The organism is Pseudomonas sp. UBA6323 (assembly GCF_002439135.1).
Lineage (GTDB): Bacteria > Pseudomonadota > Gammaproteobacteria > Pseudomonadales > Pseudomonadaceae > Aquipseudomonas.
Genome location: NZ_DJSX01000008.1, coordinates 1 through 19,788, shown reverse-complemented (window position 1 = coordinate 19,788; position 19,788 = coordinate 1). Strand labels below are relative to the sequence as shown.

The 19,788-nt window shown below is 64.3% G+C and carries 20 protein-coding genes and 1 pseudogene; 6 read left to right on the top strand and 15 right to left on the bottom strand.

All coding sequences use genetic code 11. The annotated features are described in order from the left end of the window. The 3 genes from B3P22_RS01950 to prlC form a co-directional block, all read right to left on the bottom strand. On the bottom strand, positions 1-348 hold a 348-nt coding region (locus tag B3P22_RS01950), incomplete at its 3' end, for a DUF1835 domain-containing protein (protein WP_296269658.1). Positions 349-351: 3 nt separating this feature from the next. Beyond that, positions 352-639 (bottom strand): YheV family putative zinc ribbon protein, encoded by a 288-nt coding sequence (locus B3P22_RS01945; protein ID WP_296269657.1) that lies wholly within the window; start codon positions 637-639, stop codon positions 352-354. Beyond that, positions 636-2,684: an oligopeptidase A gene (gene prlC, locus B3P22_RS01940; RefSeq protein ID WP_296269656.1), complete on the bottom strand. Its 2,049-nt coding sequence runs from the start codon at positions 2,682-2,684 to the stop codon at positions 636-638. Before prlC ends, B3P22_RS01945 begins: the two co-directional genes overlap by 4 nt. 121 nt (positions 2,685-2,805) lie before the next feature. Between prlC and B3P22_RS01935 the strand changes: the two genes are divergently transcribed. Together B3P22_RS01935 and B3P22_RS01930 are read left to right on the top strand one after the other, a co-directional pair. Then, positions 2,806-3,348 (top strand): gamma carbonic anhydrase family protein, encoded by a 543-nt coding sequence (locus B3P22_RS01935; protein ID WP_296269655.1) that lies wholly within the window; start codon positions 2,806-2,808, stop codon positions 3,346-3,348. Then, a pseudogene (locus B3P22_RS01930) lies at positions 3,345-3,843 on the top strand (GNAT family N-acetyltransferase). The gene B3P22_RS01935 and the pseudogene B3P22_RS01930 overlap by 4 nt, the downstream one beginning before the upstream one ends. Positions 3,844-4,244: 401 nt before the next feature. Here B3P22_RS01930 and cas6f read toward each other — a convergent pair. The 5 genes from cas6f to csy1 are packed head-to-tail and all read right to left on the bottom strand — an operon-like array spanning position 4,245 to position 8,192. Then, positions 4,245-4,808, bottom strand: coding sequence for a type I-F CRISPR-associated endoribonuclease Cas6/Csy4 (gene cas6f / locus B3P22_RS01925; RefSeq protein WP_296269654.1), 564 nt, complete (start codon positions 4,806-4,808; stop codon positions 4,245-4,247). Positions 4,809-4,810: 2 nt separating this feature from the next. Beyond that, entirely contained in the window at positions 4,811-5,485 is a 675-nt protein-coding gene (csy3, locus tag B3P22_RS01920; protein ID WP_296269659.1) for a type I-F CRISPR-associated protein Csy3, read from the bottom strand. Further along, on the bottom strand, positions 5,442-5,831 hold the full coding sequence (locus B3P22_RS01915) for a type I-F CRISPR-associated protein Cas7f/Csy3 (protein WP_296269653.1): 390 nt from the start codon (positions 5,829-5,831) through the stop codon (positions 5,442-5,444). Before B3P22_RS01915 ends, csy3 begins: the two co-directional genes overlap by 44 nt. 5 nt (positions 5,832-5,836) lie before the next feature. Then, the gene (csy2, locus tag B3P22_RS01910) at positions 5,837-6,838 is read right to left on the bottom strand and encodes a type I-F CRISPR-associated protein Csy2 (protein WP_296269652.1); all 1,002 of its coding nucleotides are present in this window, start codon (positions 6,836-6,838) and stop codon (positions 5,837-5,839) included. After that, the gene (csy1, locus tag B3P22_RS01905) at positions 6,831-8,192 is read right to left on the bottom strand and encodes a type I-F CRISPR-associated protein Csy1 (RefSeq protein WP_296269651.1); all 1,362 of its coding nucleotides are present in this window, start codon (positions 8,190-8,192) and stop codon (positions 6,831-6,833) included. The genes csy2 and csy1 overlap by 8 nt, the downstream gene beginning before the upstream one ends. A 278-nt stretch (positions 8,193-8,470) precedes the next feature. Here csy1 and B3P22_RS01900 point away from each other — a divergent pair, with 278 nt between their 5' ends. Continuing rightward, entirely contained in the window at positions 8,471-8,812 is a 342-nt protein-coding gene (locus B3P22_RS01900) for a helix-turn-helix transcriptional regulator (protein ID WP_296269650.1), read from the top strand. Next, entirely contained in the window at positions 8,812-10,077 is a 1,266-nt protein-coding gene (locus B3P22_RS01895) for a type II toxin-antitoxin system HipA family toxin (RefSeq protein ID WP_296269649.1), read from the top strand. The genes B3P22_RS01900 and B3P22_RS01895 overlap by 1 nt, the downstream gene beginning before the upstream one ends. 132 nt (positions 10,078-10,209) lie before the next feature. Here the strand turns inward: B3P22_RS01895 and cas3f are convergent, their stop codons facing one another. Both cas3f and cas1f read right to left on the bottom strand, forming a co-directional pair. Further along, a complete protein-coding gene (gene cas3f, locus B3P22_RS01890; RefSeq protein WP_296269648.1) occupies positions 10,210-13,560 on the bottom strand; it encodes a type I-F CRISPR-associated helicase Cas3f in 3,351 nt (1,116 codons plus the stop codon). After that, entirely contained in the window at positions 13,557-14,423 is an 867-nt protein-coding gene (cas1f, locus tag B3P22_RS01885) for a type I-F CRISPR-associated endonuclease Cas1f (protein ID WP_296269647.1), read from the bottom strand. The genes cas3f and cas1f overlap by 4 nt, the downstream gene beginning before the upstream one ends. Before the next feature lie 469 nt (positions 14,424-14,892). On the opposite strand from cas1f, the gene B3P22_RS01880 reads away from it, so the two are divergent. Next, positions 14,893-15,540 carry an HAD family hydrolase gene (locus B3P22_RS01880; protein WP_296269646.1) on the top strand — a complete coding sequence of 216 codons (648 nt, stop codon included), beginning with the start codon at positions 14,893-14,895 and terminating at the stop codon, positions 15,538-15,540. 212 nt (positions 15,541-15,752) lie between these two features. On the opposite strand, the gene B3P22_RS01875 is transcribed toward B3P22_RS01880, so the two are convergent. Together B3P22_RS01875 and B3P22_RS01870 are read right to left on the bottom strand one after the other, a co-directional pair. Continuing rightward, complete coding sequence (locus B3P22_RS01875) at positions 15,753-15,983, bottom strand: DUF1161 domain-containing protein (RefSeq protein WP_197858853.1); 231 nt, start codon at positions 15,981-15,983, stop codon at positions 15,753-15,755. A gap of 63 nt (positions 15,984-16,046) precedes the next feature. After that, complete coding sequence (locus tag B3P22_RS01870; protein WP_296269645.1) at positions 16,047-17,108, bottom strand: aminopeptidase; 1,062 nt, start codon at positions 17,106-17,108, stop codon at positions 16,047-16,049. Positions 17,109-17,212: 104 nt separating this feature from the next. Here B3P22_RS01870 and B3P22_RS01865 point away from each other — a divergent pair, with 104 nt between their 5' ends. Next, the gene (locus tag B3P22_RS01865) at positions 17,213-17,632 is read left to right on the top strand and encodes a hypothetical protein (RefSeq protein WP_296269644.1); all 420 of its coding nucleotides are present in this window, start codon (positions 17,213-17,215) and stop codon (positions 17,630-17,632) included. 57 nt (positions 17,633-17,689) lie between these two features. On the opposite strand, the gene B3P22_RS01860 is transcribed toward B3P22_RS01865, so the two are convergent. The 3 genes from B3P22_RS01860 to B3P22_RS01850 all read right to left on the bottom strand — a co-directional run. Further along, a complete protein-coding gene (locus B3P22_RS01860) occupies positions 17,690-18,115 on the bottom strand; it encodes an OsmC family protein (RefSeq protein WP_197858850.1) in 426 nt (141 codons plus the stop codon). Positions 18,116-18,198: 83 nt separating this feature from the next. Next, positions 18,199-19,200: an LLM class flavin-dependent oxidoreductase gene (locus tag B3P22_RS01855; protein WP_296269643.1), complete on the bottom strand. Its 1,002-nt coding sequence runs from the start codon at positions 19,198-19,200 to the stop codon at positions 18,199-18,201. A gap of 114 nt (positions 19,201-19,314) precedes the next feature. Continuing rightward, positions 19,315-19,788: methyl-accepting chemotaxis protein (locus B3P22_RS01850; protein WP_296269642.1), on the bottom strand; the 474-nt coding region annotated here is incomplete at its 5' end.

Below are 19,788 nucleotides of genomic sequence, written 5' to 3'. Positions count from 1 at the left end.
TTCGACGCTGCTGCCTTGCAACGCGCTGGCGACGCGGGCCAGCAGCAACTGCTCGCTGCTGCTGTCGCCATGCCAGACGGTGACGGGCCGATCCTGCTCGGCCAGGCTGGCGAGCCAGCGAGCATCCTCAGCCAGGCCTGTGGAAAAGTCTGGCCGCGGTGTTACCGCTGCTGGCCACACTTCGCCCCAGAACACGGCGCGGGCGCTGCACGGCGGGCTGTCCACGTCGCCCAGTGGGCCGACGGCGAGGTCGTCACGCAGCACGCGCAGACTGGCATCGGCGGCCTGCTGGCCAATCACTCGGGTGACGCCGGCCACCGCATTGTCGCCGCAAACCAGATGCCACATGGCTCAGTCCTTGTCTTTTTTCAGCTTGGGATTGGGGAAGAACTGCACCGCCTGCACGTTGGGATCGGCGGCTTTGGGCTTCAGGCCGCTGACGTTGACCCGGGTGGGGATTTCCTTGGGCACCGAGTTGCCACGGGCGTCCAGGGTATCGGCGTAGCCGCACTTGACACATTCACGGTGTGGCACGCCTTCGACGTTCCACATCTTGATGCTGTCGGTCTCGCTGCACGCCGGGCACACGGCGCCGGCGATAAAGCGTTTCGGCGTGCTGTTCACAGGCGCATCGCTCATGCTGCCTCCTGACTCAGGCCGAGGTGGCGCAGCAGGGCATCGATGCTTGGCTCACGACCGCGGAAGTCGACGAACAGCACCATGGGTTCCTGCGAACCGCCACGGGCCAGGATGGCTTCGCGGAAGGCGCGACCGGTATCGGCGTTGAACACGCCTTCTTCCTCGAACTTGGAGAAGGCATCGGCGCTGAGCACCTCGGCCCATTTGTAGCTGTAGTAACCGGCTGCGTAGCCGCCGGCAAAGATGTGCGCGAAGCCGTTGGCGAAGCGGTTGTAGGCCGGCGGACGCAGCACCGAGACCTCTGCGCGTACGCCTTCGAGCACGTCCAGCACGCTGCGGCCGTCGCCGTGGGTGGCATGCAGCTCGAAGTCGAACAGGGAGAACTCCAGTTGGCGCACCATCATCAGCCCGGACTGGAAGTTCTTCGCCGCCAGCATCTTGTCCAGCATGGCCTGCGGCAGCGCCTCGCCGGTTTCATGGTGGCCGGAGATCAGCGCCAGGCCGTCCGGCTCCCAGCACCAGTTCTCCATGAACTGGCTCGGCAGCTCGACCGCGTCCCAGGCCACGCCGTTGATGCCCGAGGCACCGGCATGCTCGACGCGGGTCAGCAGGTGATGCAGGCCATGGCCGAACTCGTGGAACAGGGTAGTGACCTCGTCGTGGGTCAGCAGCGCCGGTTTGCCGCCGACCGGTGGGGTGAAGTTGCACACCAGGTTGGCCACCGGGGTGATCAGCTGGCCCTGGCCATCGCGGCGCTTGTCGCGGGCGCCGTCCATCCAGGCGCCGCCACGCTTGTTGGCACGGGCGTAGAGGTCGAAGAAGAAGCGTCCGACGTGCTGACCGTTCTCGCTGATCTCGAACAGGCGCACGTCCGGATGCCAGGTGTCGAAGTCTTTCAGCTCGCGAATCTGAATGCCGTAGAGCTTCTGCACGATGGCGAACAGGCCGGTGAGCACCTTGTCCACCGGGAACCAGGTGCGTACTTCTTCCTGGGAGATGCTGTAGCGCTGCTGGCGCAGCTTCTCGCTGTAGTAGCCGACATCCCAGCTTTGCAGGTCATTCAGGCCCTGTTCGGCGGCGAAGGCTTTCAGTTCGGCCAGGTCCTTCTCGGCGAAGGGTTTGCTGCGCACCGCCAGGTCGCGGAGGAAGCTCAGCACCTGATCGGTGGAGTCGGCCATCTTGCTGGTCAGGCTCAGCTCACTGTAGTTGGCGAAGCCGAGCAGCCGCGCCATTTCCTGGCGCAGGTCGAGAATCTCGGCCATCAGCGGGCCGTTGTCGTTCTGCCCGGCGTTCGGCCCCTGGTCGGAGGCGCGGGTGCAGTAGGCGGCGTAGACCTCCTCGCGCAGGGCGCGGTCGTCGGCGTAGGTCATCACCGCGTAGTAGCTGGGGAACTCCAGGGTGATCAGCCAGCCGTCCAGGCCCTTGGCCTCGGCGGCCTGCTTCATCTGCGCCTTGGCCGAGTCGGTCAGGCCGTTCAGGCGCGTTTCGTCGGTGATCTGCTTGGTCCAGGCCTGGGTGGCGTCGAGCAACTGGTTGGAGAATTTGCTGGTCAGCTCGGACAGGCGCATCTGGATTTCGCCATAGCGCTTCTGCTGCTCGATCGGCAGGTCGATGCCGGACAGGCGAAAATCGCGCAGGGCGTGTTCGAGGATGGTCTTCTGTGCCACGTCGAAGTCTGCCGCTGCCGGGCTCTTGGCCAGTGCGTCATAGGCGTTGAACAGCGGCTTGTTCTGGCCCATTTCGGTCCAGTATTCCGACAGCTTGGGCAGACAGGCCTCGTAGGCGGCGCGCAGCTCGGGGCTGTTGCACACCGAGTTGAGATGGCTCACCGGGCTCCAGGCGCGGCCCAGGCGTGCGCCCAGTTCGTCCAGCGCCAGCACCAGGCCGTCCCAGCTCGGATTGGCCTGTTGCTGTTCGAGCAGCGTGGCGATGGCCGCGCGACTGTCGGCCAGAATCTGGTCGACGGCAGGCTCGACATGTTCCGGTTTGATCTGCGAGTAGGGCGGCAGGTCGAAGTCTTGCAGCAAGGGGTTGTTCGCGGTCACGACGAGGCACCTGTGGCGAATGAAGAGAGGCTGCGCCGGGGAAAATCCCAGGGCGATTGCAGTCGATATGGGGTCCATCTTAATTACAATCAAGCTTTCCCGCAGCCCAGGAGCCTCTATCGTGGCGATTCGCAAATACCAGCAATACCTCCCGCAACTGGGCGCGCGCGTCTTCGTCGATGCCTCCGCCGTGGTCATCGGCGATGTCGAGCTGGGCGAGGACAGCTCGGTCTGGCCGATGACCGTGATCCGCGGTGACATGCACCGCATCCGCATCGGTGCGCGCACCAGCGTGCAGGACGGCAGCGTGCTGCATATCACACACGCCGGGCCGTTCAACCCGGACGGCTATCCGCTGATCATCGGCGACGAAGTGACCGTCGGGCACAAGGTCACTCTGCACGGCTGCACCCTGGGTAGCCGCATCCTGGTAGGCATGGGCAGCATCGTCATGGATGGCGCGGTGGTCGAGGACGAAGTGATCATCGGCGCCGGCTCCCTGGTGCCGCCGGGCAAGCGCCTGGAGAGCGGCTACCTGTACGTTGGCAGCCCGGTGAAACAGGCACGTCCGCTGACCGACAAGGAGCGCAACTTCTTCAGTTACACAGCGGGCAATTACGTGAAGCTCAAGGACCAGCATCTGGCCGAGGGTTACGACCAGTGAGCGGCGAACTGATCATCCGCCCCATCGAGGCGGCCGATTTCGATCAGGTCTGGCCGATCATCCGTGACGTGGTGCAGGCGCAGGAAACCTACGCCTTCGATCCGCAGATGGACCGCGAAACGGCCTGGAAACTCTGGGTCGAACTGCCGCGCGCAACCTTCGTGGCGGAACAGGATGGGCAGATTCTCGGTACCTACTACTATCAAGGCCAATGCCGCAGGTCCCGGCGACCATGTGTGCAACTGCGGCTATATGACCGCTCCTGCCGCTCGCGGTCATGGCATCGCCGGCAAGCTCTGCGCCCATTCGCTGGAAGTGGCGCGCAAACTGGGGTTCAGCGCCATGCAATTCAATAGTGTGGTGGCGACCAATACGGTAGCCGTGGCGCTATGGCAGAAGCACGGTTTCGAGATAGTCGGCACCCTGCCCAATGCCTACCGCCATGCCCGGCACGGGCTGGTGGATTGCCATGTGATGTTTCGCAGCCTGACCTGAGCCTGCCGCCACTGTACGAGCGAATTTATTCGCGATTGCGCAGCCCCTTCACCAACGGTGGGCCGGGATGGGCTGCCTGTGCGGCGGTGAAGCGACAAGATCGAGGCTCAGCTCGCTGATATGATTTTCTGAGCTGCCTACGCGGCAGTGAAGATTGCCACCGCCAAGCAGACGTACCGCCCCCTTTTCTGAGCTGCCTACGCGGCAGTGAAGCTGTACTTGCCGTGCTCCTGAATGTGCCGTGTTTTCTGAGCTGCCTACGCGGCAGTGAAGTAGAGCCCTGAAACCCTAACGTATTGATTGCTAAAGAGCCTTTCTATTTTGTGGTTGAAAACCCTTTTCCGGAGCCGCTTGCAAGTGTTTGATTTTGCAAGGGCTCCGGTTGCGATCAGAAAAAAGGTTCAGAACCAGGGCACGCTGGCCTGGGCGCTCAGGCCGTAGGCGCCGAAGGTGCCGGGGGTGGGAGCGTCGAGCAGTGGGCCGTGGCGGATGAAGAGGCGGAAGCTGTGGCCGCTGCCGTTGCTGCGCAAGGTGGCATAGGGCAGGTTGCAGCGTTTGCCGGCGCTGTCGGGGATGCGCTGGCGAGCGTCCTCCTCGCTGATGCCGTGCCTTTTGATCAGGCGGCGGCGGGCGCGCTCCGGGTTGCTGTCCACCTGCACACGGCTGACACAACGCCAGCGCACCTGTGCGGGAATCGGCGCCAGTTCACCCAGGATCAGGTGGTCGCGCATTCCAGTGAGCCAGTTCAGCGCCATCAACCGATCCAGTGCCTCGGCACTGCCATGCAGGCGCAGGCTGGCGCCGAGGCTGTGGCTGGCGCTTTCCACATCCGGGAAGCTGATGCCCACATCCGTGCGGCGCAAGTCGTGCAGGCCACGGTGCAGCTTGGCTAGCAGTGCGCTCATCAACTGCGTGGCCGGAAACTCCGGGTCGGGTAGCAGTTTGAGGTCGAGGTAGTGGTCCATGGCTAGCCCGCCTCACCGAAGACGCCACCGCGAATCAGGGTGGCCATGACGAAGTGCTGGTCACCGATGCTCGGCACTTTGTCCTTGAGCAGCCAGTTGTCCAGCAGATTGTAGAAGTCCGCCTTGGCCTTGGGTTGGCGATAGGCACGGCCTTCGGTGGTGACCGAGCCGTAGGGTTCGACTGCGATGGGGCCGAGTTCGCCGGCGTCCGGATACCAGGTGTCGATGGTGCGCAGGGCGTTGCCGAGCTTTTGCGAGTGCATCCCGGCGACGCCGTCGACGCTGTACAGGGTCTTGCTCTTGTCGCCCTTGCCCCGGTCGAGGATCAGTTCCTGCGAAGGGAAGACTTCCTGGCCTGCGCCCATGCGTACATAGGCGGTAATGTCCAGCAGCAGGTGACGTTCGCCACTCAGGCCGGCTGCGATCAGGCTGGTCAGTTCGTCCAGCGACGCTGCCGCCGGGCCGCTGGCGTCGAAGTTGCGTAGGGACAGGCCCAGCGCATCGAAGCTCCACTGCTTGGCCGCTTTGCCATCGACCAAGTGGGCAATCTGTACCTCTACCTGTTCAGCACCGATACGGTTACGCCACAGGAAGCGACCATTGGCCAGGTTGTGTGCGTAGCGACGTGCCAGTTCAGCGAAGCCGTGATTGGCGACATAGCCCTGCACGGTGTCCAGCAGCTTTTGCCGGTAGCCGGCATCGTTGCAGGCCGAGGGGGGTGCCGGCGCCGCCGAGTACGCGCAGGGTGAAGCTGACGCGCAAGGTATCGGCGTCATGCGGCAGGGCGGCGACGTCGACGGTTTGCAGGTTGGGGTTTTCGATGGCGGCGTCGAGTTTGGCCGGGTCCTGGTCCCTGGCTTTGAGGCGGTTGGAAATGGTGCCGCGCACGGATTTCTCCCGTACGGCGAGCGGCTGCCAGTTGTCGCGCGTCTGCCAGTCACCGGCATGAAACAGCGCATCGGAAGGGTCGAGCTTGCGCTCGAAGGCCAGGACGGAAGCAGTTTTCAGAGGGGCAGTGGTCATGATGGTCACTCCATGTCATCAGTGCAGAGGTGTTGGCTGTAGAGGTTGTGGCAGCGGTACAGACCGGACTCGGGGTCGGCGCTGGCGCACCAGAGCAGGTCATCGACATCGCGCAGGCGGTGCGGGCTGAGCCATTGGCCGATGGAGTAGAGGCTTTCGACGAAACGCAGCGGGGTTTGCCCATCTCGTGCGTTAGCCACACTGCCGGCGGCTTGCAGCGGGCCGAGGGCGCCATAGCCGACCGGGATCGGCACCAGCCAGCCATTGGGGATAACGCGCTGGGCACGCCACTCGACTTTGGCGGGCTGGGTTTCACTGGCTGGGTGAGTTTCCTGGGCGCGCAGGTTCAGGCGTGAAAGGTCGAGCCAGGCATCGAGCAGGTTGGCGCTGGCGTTCTCGCCACGCAGTTGCTGCAGGTGGTTTTGCAGCAGGTCGTCGCGACTTACCAGTGCGAAGCCCGGCAGCCAACGGCGGCGCAACCGACGGAACTGGGCGCTGCGTTCCTCGCCCTGGGCAAGGGGCAGCAGCGCAGGCTTTTGTTGCGGGTCGAGGAATACGCTACCGCCGGCGATACGCATGCTGCCCAGCAGGTCGGCGATATGACGGGCAATCCGCTGGCGCTGTTGCCAGTCGCCCTGCACCGGGTCTGGCTGGCCGTCTTCGCCATAGCCGCTGACGCCGAAGATGAGCGTGATATCCAGGTGGATGCGCCCCTCTTTGACAATGGCGGCAGTTTCACCGCGCTCGTTAACCGGGTTGCGGGTCAGGCGGAAAGCGCGTTGATAGCCCCCGGTGACCTGGGCGTCATGGCTATGGCAGACCACCCCGACGCTGTCGAACATTAGGGCTAAGCGACCCTCGAGCTTGCGTTCGACGGCCTGCATCAGGCCGATGAAGGCGCTGATGGCGGGGAAGCCCCAGGTCAGCGGGCTGGAGATGGCGTTGGCGTTCTGCACCCGCAGGCGGGGGACGATCAACAGGCCGTTGGAGGTGGGCAGTTCACTCATGTTCGGCCTCCAGGTCGCGTTGCTCGCGCTCGAATTGTTCGACCCAGGCCCGGTTCAGCCAGTCGAGGTCGAGCCACAGGGCATTGCTGCCTGCCTGCTTGGCCCAGTAGCTGTTCTCCACATCTCCGACCGAGAGCTTGCTGACCAGTCGGGCATTGAGCCAGTTGGCGAAGCGCTCACGAATTTCCGCGAGCCATTCCATGCGGTGCCATTCGCTGGCGAAGACGGCGTCATGCTCGGCGCGGCGAAAGTCCAGCCACAGTTGCTCGGCGCGGTTGAGGTTGCACTCGGGCTTGGCCGACCAGCCTGGCTCGAAAGCCCAAAGCTCGACGGCGTACAGCAGCAGTTCGTCGATCAGCTCGGTGAGCAGTTCATCACGGCTGTTGCGGGTGTGTACGTTCGGGGGCGGGCCGCTGAGCAGAAAGTCGCGCAGGGTGCGCACCAGTTCGGCCACTGCCGGTCGCTGACCAAAGGCAGGGAAGATCGATCCGTCACGGGTGCGGATCGGCAGGCGCACGTCGCGCTGCTGCCAACTGGGTGGCAGGGAGGCGAGCAGGTAGTTGTCACCACGGCGCTCGCTGTTGAGTTGGGAGATGTTCTGCGGTTTGGTGCCACCGAGCTTCTGCACGGCCAAGTCGGGGTATTCGTGGATCACGCCAGGGTGAAACTGCTTGTCGCGGCGAGCCTGGCGCGCTTCCTTGGCCGGTTCGCCGAAGCGGTCGGCCTGGACACTCTGGTAGTCCCGATGCGCCAGCGAGCTGGCATACAGCGGGACGAGTAGGTGGTAGTGCGCGTCGCTGCGCGGCTCGTCGCCAACCAGCCAGTACAGCTGCTTACCGTGGGTGTGAGAGGCCAGGCCGTCGCGCGCACGGGTGATGCCGGTGAAGGCTGCGGCCAGGCTCCGGGCCTGCTCGTCATCTGTATGCAGCGCGGCAATGGCATCGGCATCTGCGGCCAACAGCAGGTCGAGCAGTGTCTGGCCGTCGTGCTCCAGCTTGAGCAGCTTGTAGACATCCAGCGCGGCGGCATTGCCCACCACATCGCCGGCAAAGTCGTCGCCCAGGCAATGGCTGCCGACCAGCGCGTGCTGCGGCAAACTGTTCGGTAGGCAGTAGAGGTTGGTGCCCTTGGCATCCGGGTGAATCGCCTTGAGCGTATGGGTCACCGCCTGGATCTGCCCGGCGCGGCGGGCGGCATCCGCCAGCCAGGCTGCCGGCTGGTATTGCTCGAGCAGGGTGGCGCGCTTGGGGTCATCATTGGCCAGACCTTCGAGCTTGGTGGCCAGGCGTTCGGCGATAAAACCTTGGATGAGATTGCGGATTTCGCTTTGTCGGTGTGGGGACGGGTTGTGCATAGCAGCGTGTCCTTATGCTGGGAGGCAATGCGAAACGTAGCATTGTTTTGCCAGTATTTTTGATTGCCCCCCCTGACTCAGAACAAATGAGCCATTTACGCTGCATCCTATTTGGGAAGCATCATATATACTGCAAATAAGTGCTTGTGAATCTTAAAAGCTTCATCTAATAATGAAGTACATATGCTTCGATTGGATTTATTTGCAGCATAAAAGGCTCTTTTTTATCCGATAGAGCCTTATGTGCTGCACTCTGGATAGAGCGAGTGAGGAGGCCCATGCGCAGCACAGTGCTGACCCAGATCAAACGCCGACGCCTGCAACTCGGCCTGAAAGGCACGGATATGCCGTTGCGGGTGGGGCTCAATCGCCAGCAGTACGGCAAGATCGAGAAAGACGGTAACCCCAGCCTGGCTACCCTGGACAAGATCGCCGAAGGCCTGGATGCCACTCTGATGCTGATCCCCAAGGAGCTGGCACGTCAGGTCGAGCAACTGCTGGAGGGCGGCCCCGCCAAGGCACAACAGAACTACGCCATGGACCGCTCGCCATCGTCTGCGTCTGGCGCGGGCGTCAAGGAAACCATCGAAGACCCCTGGCAAGAGCTGGGTGACGACTGATGGCCGGCGAGCAGGTTTCGGCACTCAGGCTGACGTTGCATGGGCAGTTGGTGGGTTACGTGGCCGGCTATGCACATAACCGCACGGTGTTGTCGCTGGCGCCGTCGTTTGTTGAGGATGCCAACCGCCCCGCGCTGACCCTGTCACTGGCCAACCCGGCCACCTTCGCGGCCCGTGCGGGCAAGAGTTTCCCGGTGGCGACCAATATGCAGTTGCACCCGCTGCTGAGCAACCTGCTGCCCGAAGGCGCGCTACGCCAACTGCTGGCCCAGCGCTTGAAGGTCCATGAGCACAACGAGTTCCCGCTGTTGGTACACCTGGGCGGCGACCTGCCCGGTGCGCTAATCGCCGAGCCGGTTGCTGCCGAGGCTATCCCGGATGCGGCTTTCGGTGACCGTGGGCGGCTCGACCGAGTGGCGGTGGATACCGTGGACCGGGTGGCGCATTTTTCCCTGGCGGGGGTGCAGATGAAGTTTTCCATGCACCAGCGCGATGGCCGTTACCAATTGGGGGATGCGGCGGCGCCCGGTGACTGGATCATCAAGACTCCCTCCACGGTGCATGATCATGTACCGCTCAACGAATACACCTGCATGCACCTTGCGGCGCTGGCCGGCGTGGATATCCCGGAAATCCGTCTGGTAGAACTCGACAAGCTCGAGCGTCTGCCGCAGATCAAGCTGCCGGATGAGGGCTATGCCTATGGCATCCGCCGTTTCGACCGGGCCGAGGGCAAGCGCGTGCATGCCGAGGACTTCGCCCAGGTGCTGTTCGCCTATGCGGCGGACAAGTACCAGAAGGCCAGTTACGAACAGATCGCCCGACTGATCTATCAGAACACCTACAGCGGCCAGCGCGACGTGGTGCAGATGGCTGTGCGCTTGCTGGTCAACATCCTGTTGGGCAACGGCGACGCGCATCTGAAGAACTGGAGCGTTCTCTATCCCGATGGCGTGAACCCGGCGCTGTCGCCGGCCTACGACATCCTCTTCACCAAGGCCTATATCCCTGCCGAGCAGCACTACGCGCTGAACATGGCGCAGACCAAGCAGTGGTACGAGGTATCGCTCGAGCACTTCCGGCGCTGGGCCAAGCGCGCGGACCTGCCGGAGTCGCCGATTCTCTACAACCTCAAGGCGGCCCTCGATAAGGCTCGCGCGCTATGGCCGGCAGCCCTGCGCGACAGCCCTATGCACGATGCGCACAAGGCTGCGCTGCGCGAGCACTGGCGGGCGCTGCATGGGGATTTTCGGATTGATAGTTAGCTGCTGACATCACGGGTTCCTACCCAACGGAGTCGCGGCTAAAGCCCCTCCCACAGGTCTTCAAATGCCGTGGGAGGGGCTTAGCCGCGATGCTGTAGCCCTGCTACACGCCGCGCAGGGGGTAGGGGAATCTCACCTGCGCTTGGCAAACCCCAGCACTGGGTGAAAGCGCAAGCCGCGCTCGCTCTCGGGCAGGCTGACGGTGCCGAAGCTTTTGGCGCAGCCCTCCAGGCTCATGTCCAGCTCCTGTGCCAGTTCAGCCAGGGCTTCGAGATAATCTGTGGCGCTCCAGGAGCTGATACGCGGGCCGGCCAGTTCGTTGTCGGCGATGAGCTGGTGCAGGCTGTTTTCCACCGGCACGTAGATCTGCTCGTAGCGGCGCTGGCCGGGGTCGATACGGTGCAACTGATAATCCTCGCCGTCTTCATCCGGCAGCAAGATCAGCTGCACCCTTGGCTGGGTGTCGAGGCGGAATGGTTGCTGCTGCTGGGCCAGGGCCGTGAGGTGCAACAGCGGCTGGCTCCAGCCGTCATGGGCATTCATTTCTTGTGGCTGGCTGCTTTGCCGTCGCCGTTCGCGCTCTGACAGCATGGACGGATCTGGTGCGGCGGGTTGCAGCATCCAGCCTTGCAGACGGGCGTGTTCCAGGTCGACCAGGTTGTTCTTGGCATCCAGTGGCGCGGGGCGCTCGAGGATGCGTGGGCGGGCATCGATCTGCTGGTACTGCTCAGCATTCAGCAGCTTGTCCAGGCGATGGCTGTTCAGCCGCCAGGCGTGTTCCGTCTCGAAACCCGGTTTGCAGAAGGCTGGTTGGTCGCGTCGTTCGGCATGGCGCAGATTGCTGTCGAATATCTGCACATTGGTGGCGCTCCAGGGCTCGGGGCGATGGCGCCGCACGCGCCCGGCCAGCTGGATCAGCGAGCGCATGGACGAAGGTTCGACCAGTGCCCAGTCGTAATCATGGTCGCGGCCCACTTCGGTCACGGGCGAGCCCAGCACGATGAACAGTTGATCCGGCTCATCGTGGCGCTGCAGGCGCTGGCGGATTTCCGGCAGGGCGAATACCGCTTGCGGCTGTTCACGTTGCAGGAAAGTGTCCAGCCGGTTTTCGATGGCCGAGCGCAACAGCAGCGGGAACTGCGAGTGGTACACACAGAGGTGGATGCGAGTGCCTTCGGCGGCGCCCAGGCGAAACAGGGCTAGCGCCACATCGAACAGGGGCTCGATATTGGCCATGCGTACCAGGCCGAAGCTTACGCGCTTGCCGCTGTGCGGGTCGGTTGTGGCGTTGGTGTCGTGCAGGCTGCGGGCGGCGGTCAGTATCTGTTCGGCGAAGGCCGGGCGAATCTCATCCGGGCGTTGGCTGGCAAAGTGCAGGGGCAGCAGTTGCGCCTGGCGGCGCGCGGGCTGCGTCGCGAGCCAGGCGTGGCGGCGCTGGGCAAAGTCCAGGTGGGCGGCGCTGAAACTGGCGCTGTCGCTACAGTCCAGGCGGCTTTGCCGCTGTTCATCGACCCAGGCACAGGCGATGGACGGCAGCTCGCCAGGGCGTTCGCCACGGTGGCGCTGATACTCGACACGGCCGGCGTGATAGGCCTCGAACAAACCCTGGATCAGGGCGGGCGGCAGGGTGGCCGAAGACAGCAGCACGCGGCTGCCCAGCAGCCCGGCCCAATGCACCAGGCGCGCCAGGGCGGGTAGGTCGGCGATATCGAAATCGTCCGGCTCGTCGAGCACCAGGTCGCCGCTCATCAGGCGCAGCATCGGTGCGATCTGCCGTCCGCCGCGCTGGCTCTCGGTGGCAGGGGTCAGGTGGTCGATGGTGCAGACCAGTACCGGCGCGATCAGCAGGGCGCGTACCTGGGGTTCGTGGATCACCTTGTTGAGCAACGGATGGGCGTCCACATTGCCGTCGAAGCGCACATGACCATCGTCTTCGAACAGTGCCTGGCTGGAAGCCGAGCCGCTGCGTTCGGCGAGCGCCTGCTGGCGCTCGAACAAGGTGCTGTTGGCCGCGCCACCGACGCGAATGGCCAGGTCATCCTCGTCCAGTCGAAGGCGTTGGCGGAAGGCGCGCCCGGTTTGCAGGGGCAGGCTGCGCAGGCCAAGGGCGAAGGCACAGCGCATGCCGCGCTCGGGGTCGCTCAGGGCATACATGATGCGTGCATTGCCCAGGGTCTTGCCGCAACCGGTGGAGGCCATATTGACGATAAAGGCACCGTGCCGGGCAGCCTGTTCGCGCATGCCGGCGGCCAGATCGAAGGCCTTGTCCTGCCAACGGAAGCGTTCGGTGCCGCTGCGCTTCTTCAAGCCCTTGTGCCGGCTCAGGCGTGGCAGGCTGCGTTCGAAGTCGGCCAGGCGATGGCCGATCAGCCCGGCATTGGCCTCGACCCCCAGCAGATGCTCGTCGAGGCCCTGGTTGAACTTGCCGCTTTTGCGCTCGGTATTGGCCCACAGCGGATAGCCCGCCTCGCCCTGCACCCGGCCCGGGCCGGTGAGGCTGGAGTAGTGGTGATCGGCGAGCATCAGGTTCAGGCGTGCCAGGTGCATCAGGTAAGGGCTGTCCAGCCAGTCTCGCTGGGTGCGGCGTGGCAGCAGAGCCAGCAGGCGGTGGGCCTGCTTGCTGGCGCGTTCTCGCCAGCGTTTGGTGGTCACGGGCAGGCCGTGGGGGAAGTGCCAGTAAGGTTCGATCTGCGCCCTGTCCCGGGTAGCACAATGCTCGTTCCAGCTGGCGTCGATATCTCCTGGCAGGTTCTTCAACATGCCTAGCTGGAAGTGGCGGATCTTACTGCCCAGGCGCGCGTCCTCGCTGGGCATCAGGGGCAGGCGGTGATGGGTCAGCACCAGCCAGGCCAGGGCGGCGGCCAGAGGCGGCAAGTTACGGAAGGGCTTGTCGCAGTTGGGGTCGAGGCCATCGCGTTGCAGGCGGCTCAGCCAAGTGGCGTCATCCTGCTCGCTGGGGCTGGCCAGGCGCGCCAGCCAGGTCGGGTCGCCGTCGTTGCCGACGAAGGCCTGGAACAGACGCAGCGATGTCCATTCGTGGCGATACAGGTTGCGCTCCATGGGCGCGCCAGGTTTGAGGCGGTTCTGGAAGGCCAGGCTGGCTTTGCCCAGATCATGCAGCAGCGCGGCCAGGGCGCTGAGCAGACGAAGGTCCTCGGCGCTGTGCCAGTCGTTCTCGTCATCCTTGCGCAGCACATCGCGGCGGGTGCTGTTGGTGGGCACCGCGCCCTGCTCGTTGAAGCGGCTGGCGTCGCCGACTATCCACAGCAGCTCGCTGTGATCCTTGCCGCGTATCCAGTGACAGGCCACGGCGGTAGTGCGCCTGGCACTCTTCTTCAACAGCTTGCACAGGGTATCCAGACCGGCCTGGGTGATCGGCGTTTGCCAGGTGCGCTCGCCGCGGCGCTCGGCGAACTGGTCGAGGATGCGCCGGCTCTCCACCAGTGCGCGTTTGTCGCACTGACTGATCAGTAACACGTTCATGCGCCAACCTGCTCGGCCACTGCCTTGAGGGTGTCGATCATGAAGTCCAGCGATTCGCCACGCGTGAGGTTTTCGATGCAGGCCTGGCGAAACTCCTGTTCCTCGTCGCCACGCACTGCGCTGACGAAGGCCTGCGGCAGGATGCTGGCGTCTTTCACCAAATCGGCCACGTCGAACACCAGGCCGCCGCGGCGCGTTTTGCCGTGCAGCACGGCCAGGCCATGGGGGATGCCAAGCACCCAGGTGGCGCTGGCGGCCAGGCCGTAGGCCAGGTAGTTGCCGTGGTCGAGAAAGCTATTGGCGGGGTCACCGCCGGAGCCGAGCTTGGCGCGGGTGAAGTCGCCATAGCTGACGGCACGGGCGGCGAGGGCGAACAGTTGCTTGCTCAGGCGGGCTTCTTCGGTCAGCAGGAAGGTATTGTCCGGCGCTGCCCGGATAGCGCGCTGCGAGGTATCGAGGGCATGCTCCAGGCTGGCGGCATCGACCTGGAAGCCGGCATCCTTGAGTGATCGGCTATGCAGCCAGCCCTGGCGGATACGTTGCAGGCGCGCCAGTTGAAAAGCCTTGGCCGCCTCCAGGCGCTTGTCATCGTCGAACCAGAACTTCACCCACTTCTGCAGGTATTCGGTGGGGCGGTATTCGCTCTGCGGTGAGAACCAGGCGACTTCCACATCCATCTCATTGGCCGAGAACAGTGGCGTGCCGCCACCGCCACAGAAACCCACCAGCACGCCAGCCTTGGCCAGCTCACGCATCGCCGCCTGGGTAATCGAGGTGCCGGTGCCGAGCAGGATAGTGGTGGTGTTGGCGATGGGAATGTTCCAGTACAGCGACTGCTTGCCGGCATCGGTGACGTACTCCACCCGCCCACCGTTGACCAGTACCCAGCAGTACTGCAGTAATACAGATTGGCGCGCTTGGAGTGGAGGATGGTCTTTAGGTCGGAGGGGCTGATGTCGTCCATGATGACTCCCGTTGGCATCATGGCGGTTTACCATTTTTGCCCGAGCTTGCCGACCCTCTTCTTGCGGGCCATTCAGGCGCCTTTATAAATCAAAGGGTTAGTAGAACAGCGCAGAAAAGGGTATTTGCCGGGTTAGCGCCTGCAGGCCTGGCCAGGCAAGGGACTGGCGAGTAATGTCTCTACTTCACTGCCGAATAGGCAGCTCAGAAATTTCGTCGCGGTGTTTTTGCCGGCGTGCCCGCTTGTTAATCGGGTGACAGCGGCATTCCCGGCTTTGGCACTTCCGCGCTCAGGATGGCGCGGCGTTGGGTGGCGCCGGCAATTGCCTTATGCTGTGCGCCCCCTGAATTGCCGAAGCCTGAAGCCTCATGCATCACTCCACCATCCTCTTCGATCTCGACGGCACCCTCACCGACCCGCGTGAGGGCATCACCCGTTCGGTGCAGTACGCCCTGGCCAAGTTGGGCATCGATGAGCCGGACCTGACCGCGCTGGAGCACTTCATCGGCCCGCCCTTGCTGCAGTGCTTCATGGCGACCTATGCGCTGGACGAGGCCATCGGCTGGCAGGCGGTCAATCATTACCGTGAGCGCTTCCGGGTCACTGGTCTCTACGAAAATCGCGTGTTCGAGGGTGTCGAGGCACTGCTAGAAGCACTGGTGGCGCAGGGACGCACGCTATATATCGCCACCAGCAAACCGACGGTATTTGCTGAGGAAATCGCCCGGCACTTCGGTTTCGATCGCTACTTCAAACGCATCTATGGCAGCGAGCTGGATGGCACTCGCACCAACAAGGTGGAGCTGCTGGCGCATCTGCTGGAGTCGGAGAAACTGGCGCCCGAGTCGGCGCTGATGATCGGCGACCGCAAGCACGACCTGATCGGCGCGCGCAGCAATGGCCTGCAGGCGGTGGCGGTGGGTTATGGCTTCGGTAGTCGTGAGGAGTTGCTCGGCGAGTCGCCGGCCTTTCATTTCGAGACGCTGGCAGAGATGCACCAGGCGTTCAGTCGCTGATCCGTCCCGCTTATAACTGTACGAATGTCGTAGGTCAGGCCGAAAGATTCGCGGACAAGTCCGCTCCCACAGGTGTGTCGCTGATTTGTGGGAGCGGACTTGTCCGCGAACGGCCCTCCACCCAGCGCAAAGATCATCGCCGGAAGTGGACTAAAGGGCGAAACGGCAGACGACCTCCCGCTGTGCTGCGGGAAGCCGCCTTCGCGGGCATATCAGTCGTTGCGCTGATAGATGATCTTCTGGGTGCCGCCATCGCAGCTGCCGACGACCATGTTCTGGTCCTGCACGTCGGCGTTGGGCACGATTTCCAGGGTGTAGCTGGGCACGTTGTTGGCCTGGATCTTCGTTTCAATTTCCTGCTTGAGTTCTTCACAGGGCTTGGGCGCGGCCAGCGCGCCGCCAGCCAGGAGCATCAGGGCCAGGGCGGGAATCAGTCGTTGCATCGCTTGTACCTCCAGTGTTGGGCGAAACCTGAGTAGGTTGGACTGGCAATCTGCCCAGCAGTTCTAGTCGTTTTGCAGCAGGCTTTCCAACCGGGCCCGACGATCTGCTTCCGGCAGCCGGCCAAGCTCGGCCACGGCGGCGTAGAAGGCCGTCCAGCTTCGCGCCTCGTGCTCGAACAGGGCCGCGAAGGCCGGCACCCATTGGTCGTAGAGGCCGAAGGGCAGCAGCTTGGCATTGTTCAACGGGCTTTCGATCCAGGCGTCATAGCGGCCCTGCCCGCCCCATTGGCGTTGGCGCAGGGCGCGGTAGTCGCGACGCAGACGCTCGAATTCGGCCTGCTTGGCGGCGCGCATGGCGTGCTCCGGCAGGTCGCTGGCATAGAGCTGCTGCAGGCGCTCGCGGCTGGCCAGCACCAGTTCGATGAACTGCTGGCGTTGGCGGTCATCGCTGGCCGGCGCTGTCTCTCCGCGGGCGGCGTGCCACTGACGCAGCCCTTCACGCTCGACGAAGGTGGCGAAGGACTCGTTGAAGGCGGTGTCCCCCGGCAGGTAGTACTGCTGGTGCGCCAGTTCGTGAAAGATCACCGCGACGAAGCGTTCGTCGCTCCAGCGCAGCATGGTGTTGAGCAGCGGATCGTCGAACCAGCCCAGCGTCGAGTAGGCCTCCACGCCGCCGATGTAGGTATCCAGCCCCTCCTGGCGCAGCAGCGCGGCGGCGCCACGTGCCCGGCCCTGTTGGTAGTAGCCGCGGTAGGCGACACAGCCGGCGATGGGAAAGCAGTGCAGCTCGGGTTCGAGGGAAAATTCCGGCGTGGCGAACAGGTTCCACACCACGAAGGGGCGATTAAGGTCGGCGTACAGGCGATAACTGCGATTGTCGGGCAGGTGCAGGCTGGCGCTGGCGAAGTCCCGCGCTTGCTGACTCAGCCTCAGGCGCCTGGCCAGGTCGGGGTCGGTGGCAGGGTCTTCGAGCAGGCGTTCGACCGGCTGGCGCGCACTCAGCAACTGCAACTGGCCCTGGCCGAGATGCGCGTAGTAATCGATGGTCGAGCAGCCGCCCAGCAGCAGGGCGAGCAGGGGAACCGCGATGCGGCGCAGCAGGTCGATAGGGCAGGCGTTGGGCATGCCGTCACGCTAGCTGATCGCGCAGGTTGTCTCCAGCCCCTTTCGCCTCGGTTTTGCCGGCTTCCCGGTGTAGGCTGGTGTCCGGACCCTTATCGGAGGTCGCCATGCGCGCCCTGCTTCTCGCTCCCGCCCTGATGCTGGGCGCCTGCGCTTCGCCCTTGCCCACGCCTGACCCGCAGCAGGCCTGGGTCGAGCTGTATTCCACCGCCGATACCCTGCTGATGGCCGACCGCCTGGACGGCAAGCGCTGGCCGGATGGTCGCTATTTTCAGGTGACGCCCGGCCAGCATGAGCTGGAAACGCGCTTTCAGTTCGAAGTGCGTAGCGGGGCGACCCTCGGCATGCAGAGCGAACCGCTGCCCATGACCTGCGAGATTCGCCTGCGTTATGAGGGGTTCGCGGCGGGCCAGCGTTATCGCATCGAGGCGCGCCAGCAACTGATGAAGGCGCAGGCCTGGCTCTATGATGAGCAGCGCAACGTGCTCGCGCGCGGTGAGGTGTTGCGCTGCGGGACGGCGATCTAACACCGTCACGAAGCACACCGCAGCCGACGGATCATCGGCTGCGGCGCAGGCATTGCTTCAGTTTTCCAGTACGGCTTCCAGGGTGATCGCCGCATTCAGCACCTTGGACACCGGGCAGCCGGTCTTGGCGGTTTCCACGGCCTTCTCGAAGGCGGTGCGGTCGGCGCCGGGAATCTTCGCGCGCAGCGACAGATGCACCGTGCTGATCTCGAAGCCGCCATCGACCTTGTCCAGGGTCACTTGTGCTTCGGTGTCGATGCTCTCGGCGGTCATGCCGGCTTCGCCCAACTCTTTGGACAGGGCCATGGAAAAACAGCCGGCGTGGGCGGCACCGATCAGCTCTTCGGGGTTGGTGCCGGGCTTGTCCTCGAAACGGGTGTTGAAGCCGTAAGGGGAGTCCTTGAGCACGCCGCTCTGAGTGGAGATGGTGCCCTTGCCGTCCTTGATGCCGCCCTGCCAGTGGGCCGAAGCTGTCTTCTTCATGTGCGTCTCCCGTTGAATGAAAGAGGCTGCCGGTCTGGCAGCCCGTTCTGATTCAGAGGGCAGTCACGCGCACAAGTTCGCACTTAGCGACGTTGCAGCTCGGCCAGGATGTCGAAGGCGTGCAGGCGGTCGGCGAAGTCGTACATGTCGCAGGTGAAGATCAGTTCGTCGGCCTCGGTTTGCTCGAGCAATTGTTCCAGGCGCTGGCGCACGGTCTGTGGCCCGCCGATGGCGGCCAGGCCGAAAAATTCGCTGACGGCCTGGCGCTCATGCGGCAGCCACAGGCTTTCCATGCTCGCCACTGGTGCGCGCTGCACCAGGCTCTGGCCGCGGATCAGCGCGAGAATGCGCTGGAACGCCGAGGTTGCCAGGTATTGCGCCTGCTCGTCGCTGTCGGCGGCCAGCAGCGGTACGCCGAGCATCACGTAGGGCTTGTCGAGCACTTCAGACGGGCGGAAATGGTTGCGGTAGATGCGGATCGCCTCGTGCATGTAGCGCGGAGCGAAGTGCGAGGCGAAGGCGTAGGGCAGCCCCTTCATGCCGGCGAGCTGGGCGCTGAACAGGCTGGAGCCGAGCAGCCAGATCGGCACGTTGGTGCCGGTGCCGGGCATGGCGATCACCCGTTGCCCTTCCTGGCGCGGGCCGAGGTAGGCCTGCAGCTCCTCGACGTCCTTGGGAAAGTCGTCGGCGCTGCCATCGCGGCTGCGGCGCAGGGCATGGGCGGTGTACTGGTCGGCACCGGGCGCGCGGCCAAGGCCCAGCTCGATCCGGCCGGGGTAGAGCGTGGCGAGGGTGCCGAACTGCTCGGCGATCACCAGCGGCGCATGGTTGGGCAGCATCACTCCGCCGGCGCCTAGGCGGATCTTCGAGGTGCCGGCGGCCAGGTAGCCGAGCAAGACGGACGTGGCGGAGCTGGCGATGCCGTCCATGTTGTGGTGTTCGGCAACCCAGAAGCGCTCGAAGCCGAGGCTTTCGACGTGTCGGGCCAGTGCCAGTGAATTGTGCAGGGCCTGGGCGGCATCGCCGTCATCGCGGATTGGTGCCAGGTCGAGGGTGGAGAGCTTGATGGAGGCCAGTCGGCTCATGGGGAGTCTCCTCGTTGCATGGCCGGCTACTCTAACCCCATGGGTCGTGGCTCGCACGCCCGGCGCAGGCATAGTCATCATCGACGCGGATAATGGGCTGGTGCGTGCAGCGTTTCAACGCGGGCGACTCTGACGCTGACTCCAGAACTGCTCGGCCAGCAACTGCAGGCGCGCAGCGAGCCTGGCAAGCTGTTCGGCACTGCCGTGGCTGCGGGCGCTGGCTTCGGCGGTGCTCTGACACGCCTGGCGGATGCCATGCAGGTTGCGCTGGATGTCATCGCCGACCGCGCTCTGCTGCTCCACGGCACTGGCGATCTGCAGGTTCATGTCGCTGATCTGGCTGACCCGCTCGCTGATCCCGCTCAGCGCCTCGGCAGCTTGTTGCGCCTGGCCGGCAATGCCCTGAGCGTGCTGCTGGCTATCGGTCATCGCGGCGACGCTGCCGTCGATAGTGCTCTGCAGGCCGCCGATGATGGCATCGATCTCGCTGGTGGCCGCCTGGGTGCGCCGGGCCAGCGCGCGCACTTCGTCGGCGACCACGGCGAAACCACGACCGGCGTCGCCGGCACGGGCCGCCTCGATGGCGGC

Excerpts from the sequence above, each read along its gene's own strand:
- B3P22_RS01945 (WP_296269657.1), bottom strand. The coding sequence starts at position 639 with ATGAGCGATGCGCCTGTGAACAGCACGCCGAAACGCTTTATCGCCGGC.
- cas6f (WP_296269654.1), bottom strand. The coding sequence starts at position 4,808 with ATGGACCACTACCTCGACCTCAAACTGCTACCCGACCCGGAGTTTCCG.
- B3P22_RS01915 (WP_296269653.1), bottom strand. The coding sequence starts at position 5,831 with ATGACCACTGCCCCTCTGAAAACTGCTTCCGTCCTGGCCTTCGAGCGC.
- csy2 (WP_296269652.1), bottom strand. The coding sequence starts at position 6,838 with ATGAGTGAACTGCCCACCTCCAACGGCCTGTTGATCGTCCCCCGCCTG.
- csy1 (WP_296269651.1), bottom strand. The coding sequence starts at position 8,192 with ATGCACAACCCGTCCCCACACCGACAAAGCGAAATCCGCAATCTCATC.
- B3P22_RS01900 (WP_296269650.1), top strand. The coding sequence starts at position 8,471 with ATGCGCAGCACAGTGCTGACCCAGATCAAACGCCGACGCCTGCAACTC.
- B3P22_RS01895 (WP_296269649.1), top strand. The coding sequence starts at position 8,812 with ATGGCCGGCGAGCAGGTTTCGGCACTCAGGCTGACGTTGCATGGGCAG.
- cas3f (WP_296269648.1), bottom strand. The coding sequence starts at position 13,560 with ATGAACGTGTTACTGATCAGTCAGTGCGACAAACGCGCACTGGTGGAG.
- B3P22_RS01880 (WP_296269646.1), top strand. The coding sequence starts at position 14,893 with ATGCATCACTCCACCATCCTCTTCGATCTCGACGGCACCCTCACCGAC.
- B3P22_RS01875 (WP_197858853.1), bottom strand. The coding sequence starts at position 15,983 with ATGCAACGACTGATTCCCGCCCTGGCCCTGATGCTCCTGGCTGGCGGC.
- B3P22_RS01870 (WP_296269645.1), bottom strand. The coding sequence starts at position 17,108 with ATGCCCAACGCCTGCCCTATCGACCTGCTGCGCCGCATCGCGGTTCCC.
- B3P22_RS01865 (WP_296269644.1), top strand. The coding sequence starts at position 17,213 with ATGCGCGCCCTGCTTCTCGCTCCCGCCCTGATGCTGGGCGCCTGCGCT.
- B3P22_RS01860 (WP_197858850.1), bottom strand. The coding sequence starts at position 18,115 with ATGAAGAAGACAGCTTCGGCCCACTGGCAGGGCGGCATCAAGGACGGC.
- B3P22_RS01855 (WP_296269643.1), bottom strand. The coding sequence starts at position 19,200 with ATGAGCCGACTGGCCTCCATCAAGCTCTCCACCCTCGACCTGGCACCA.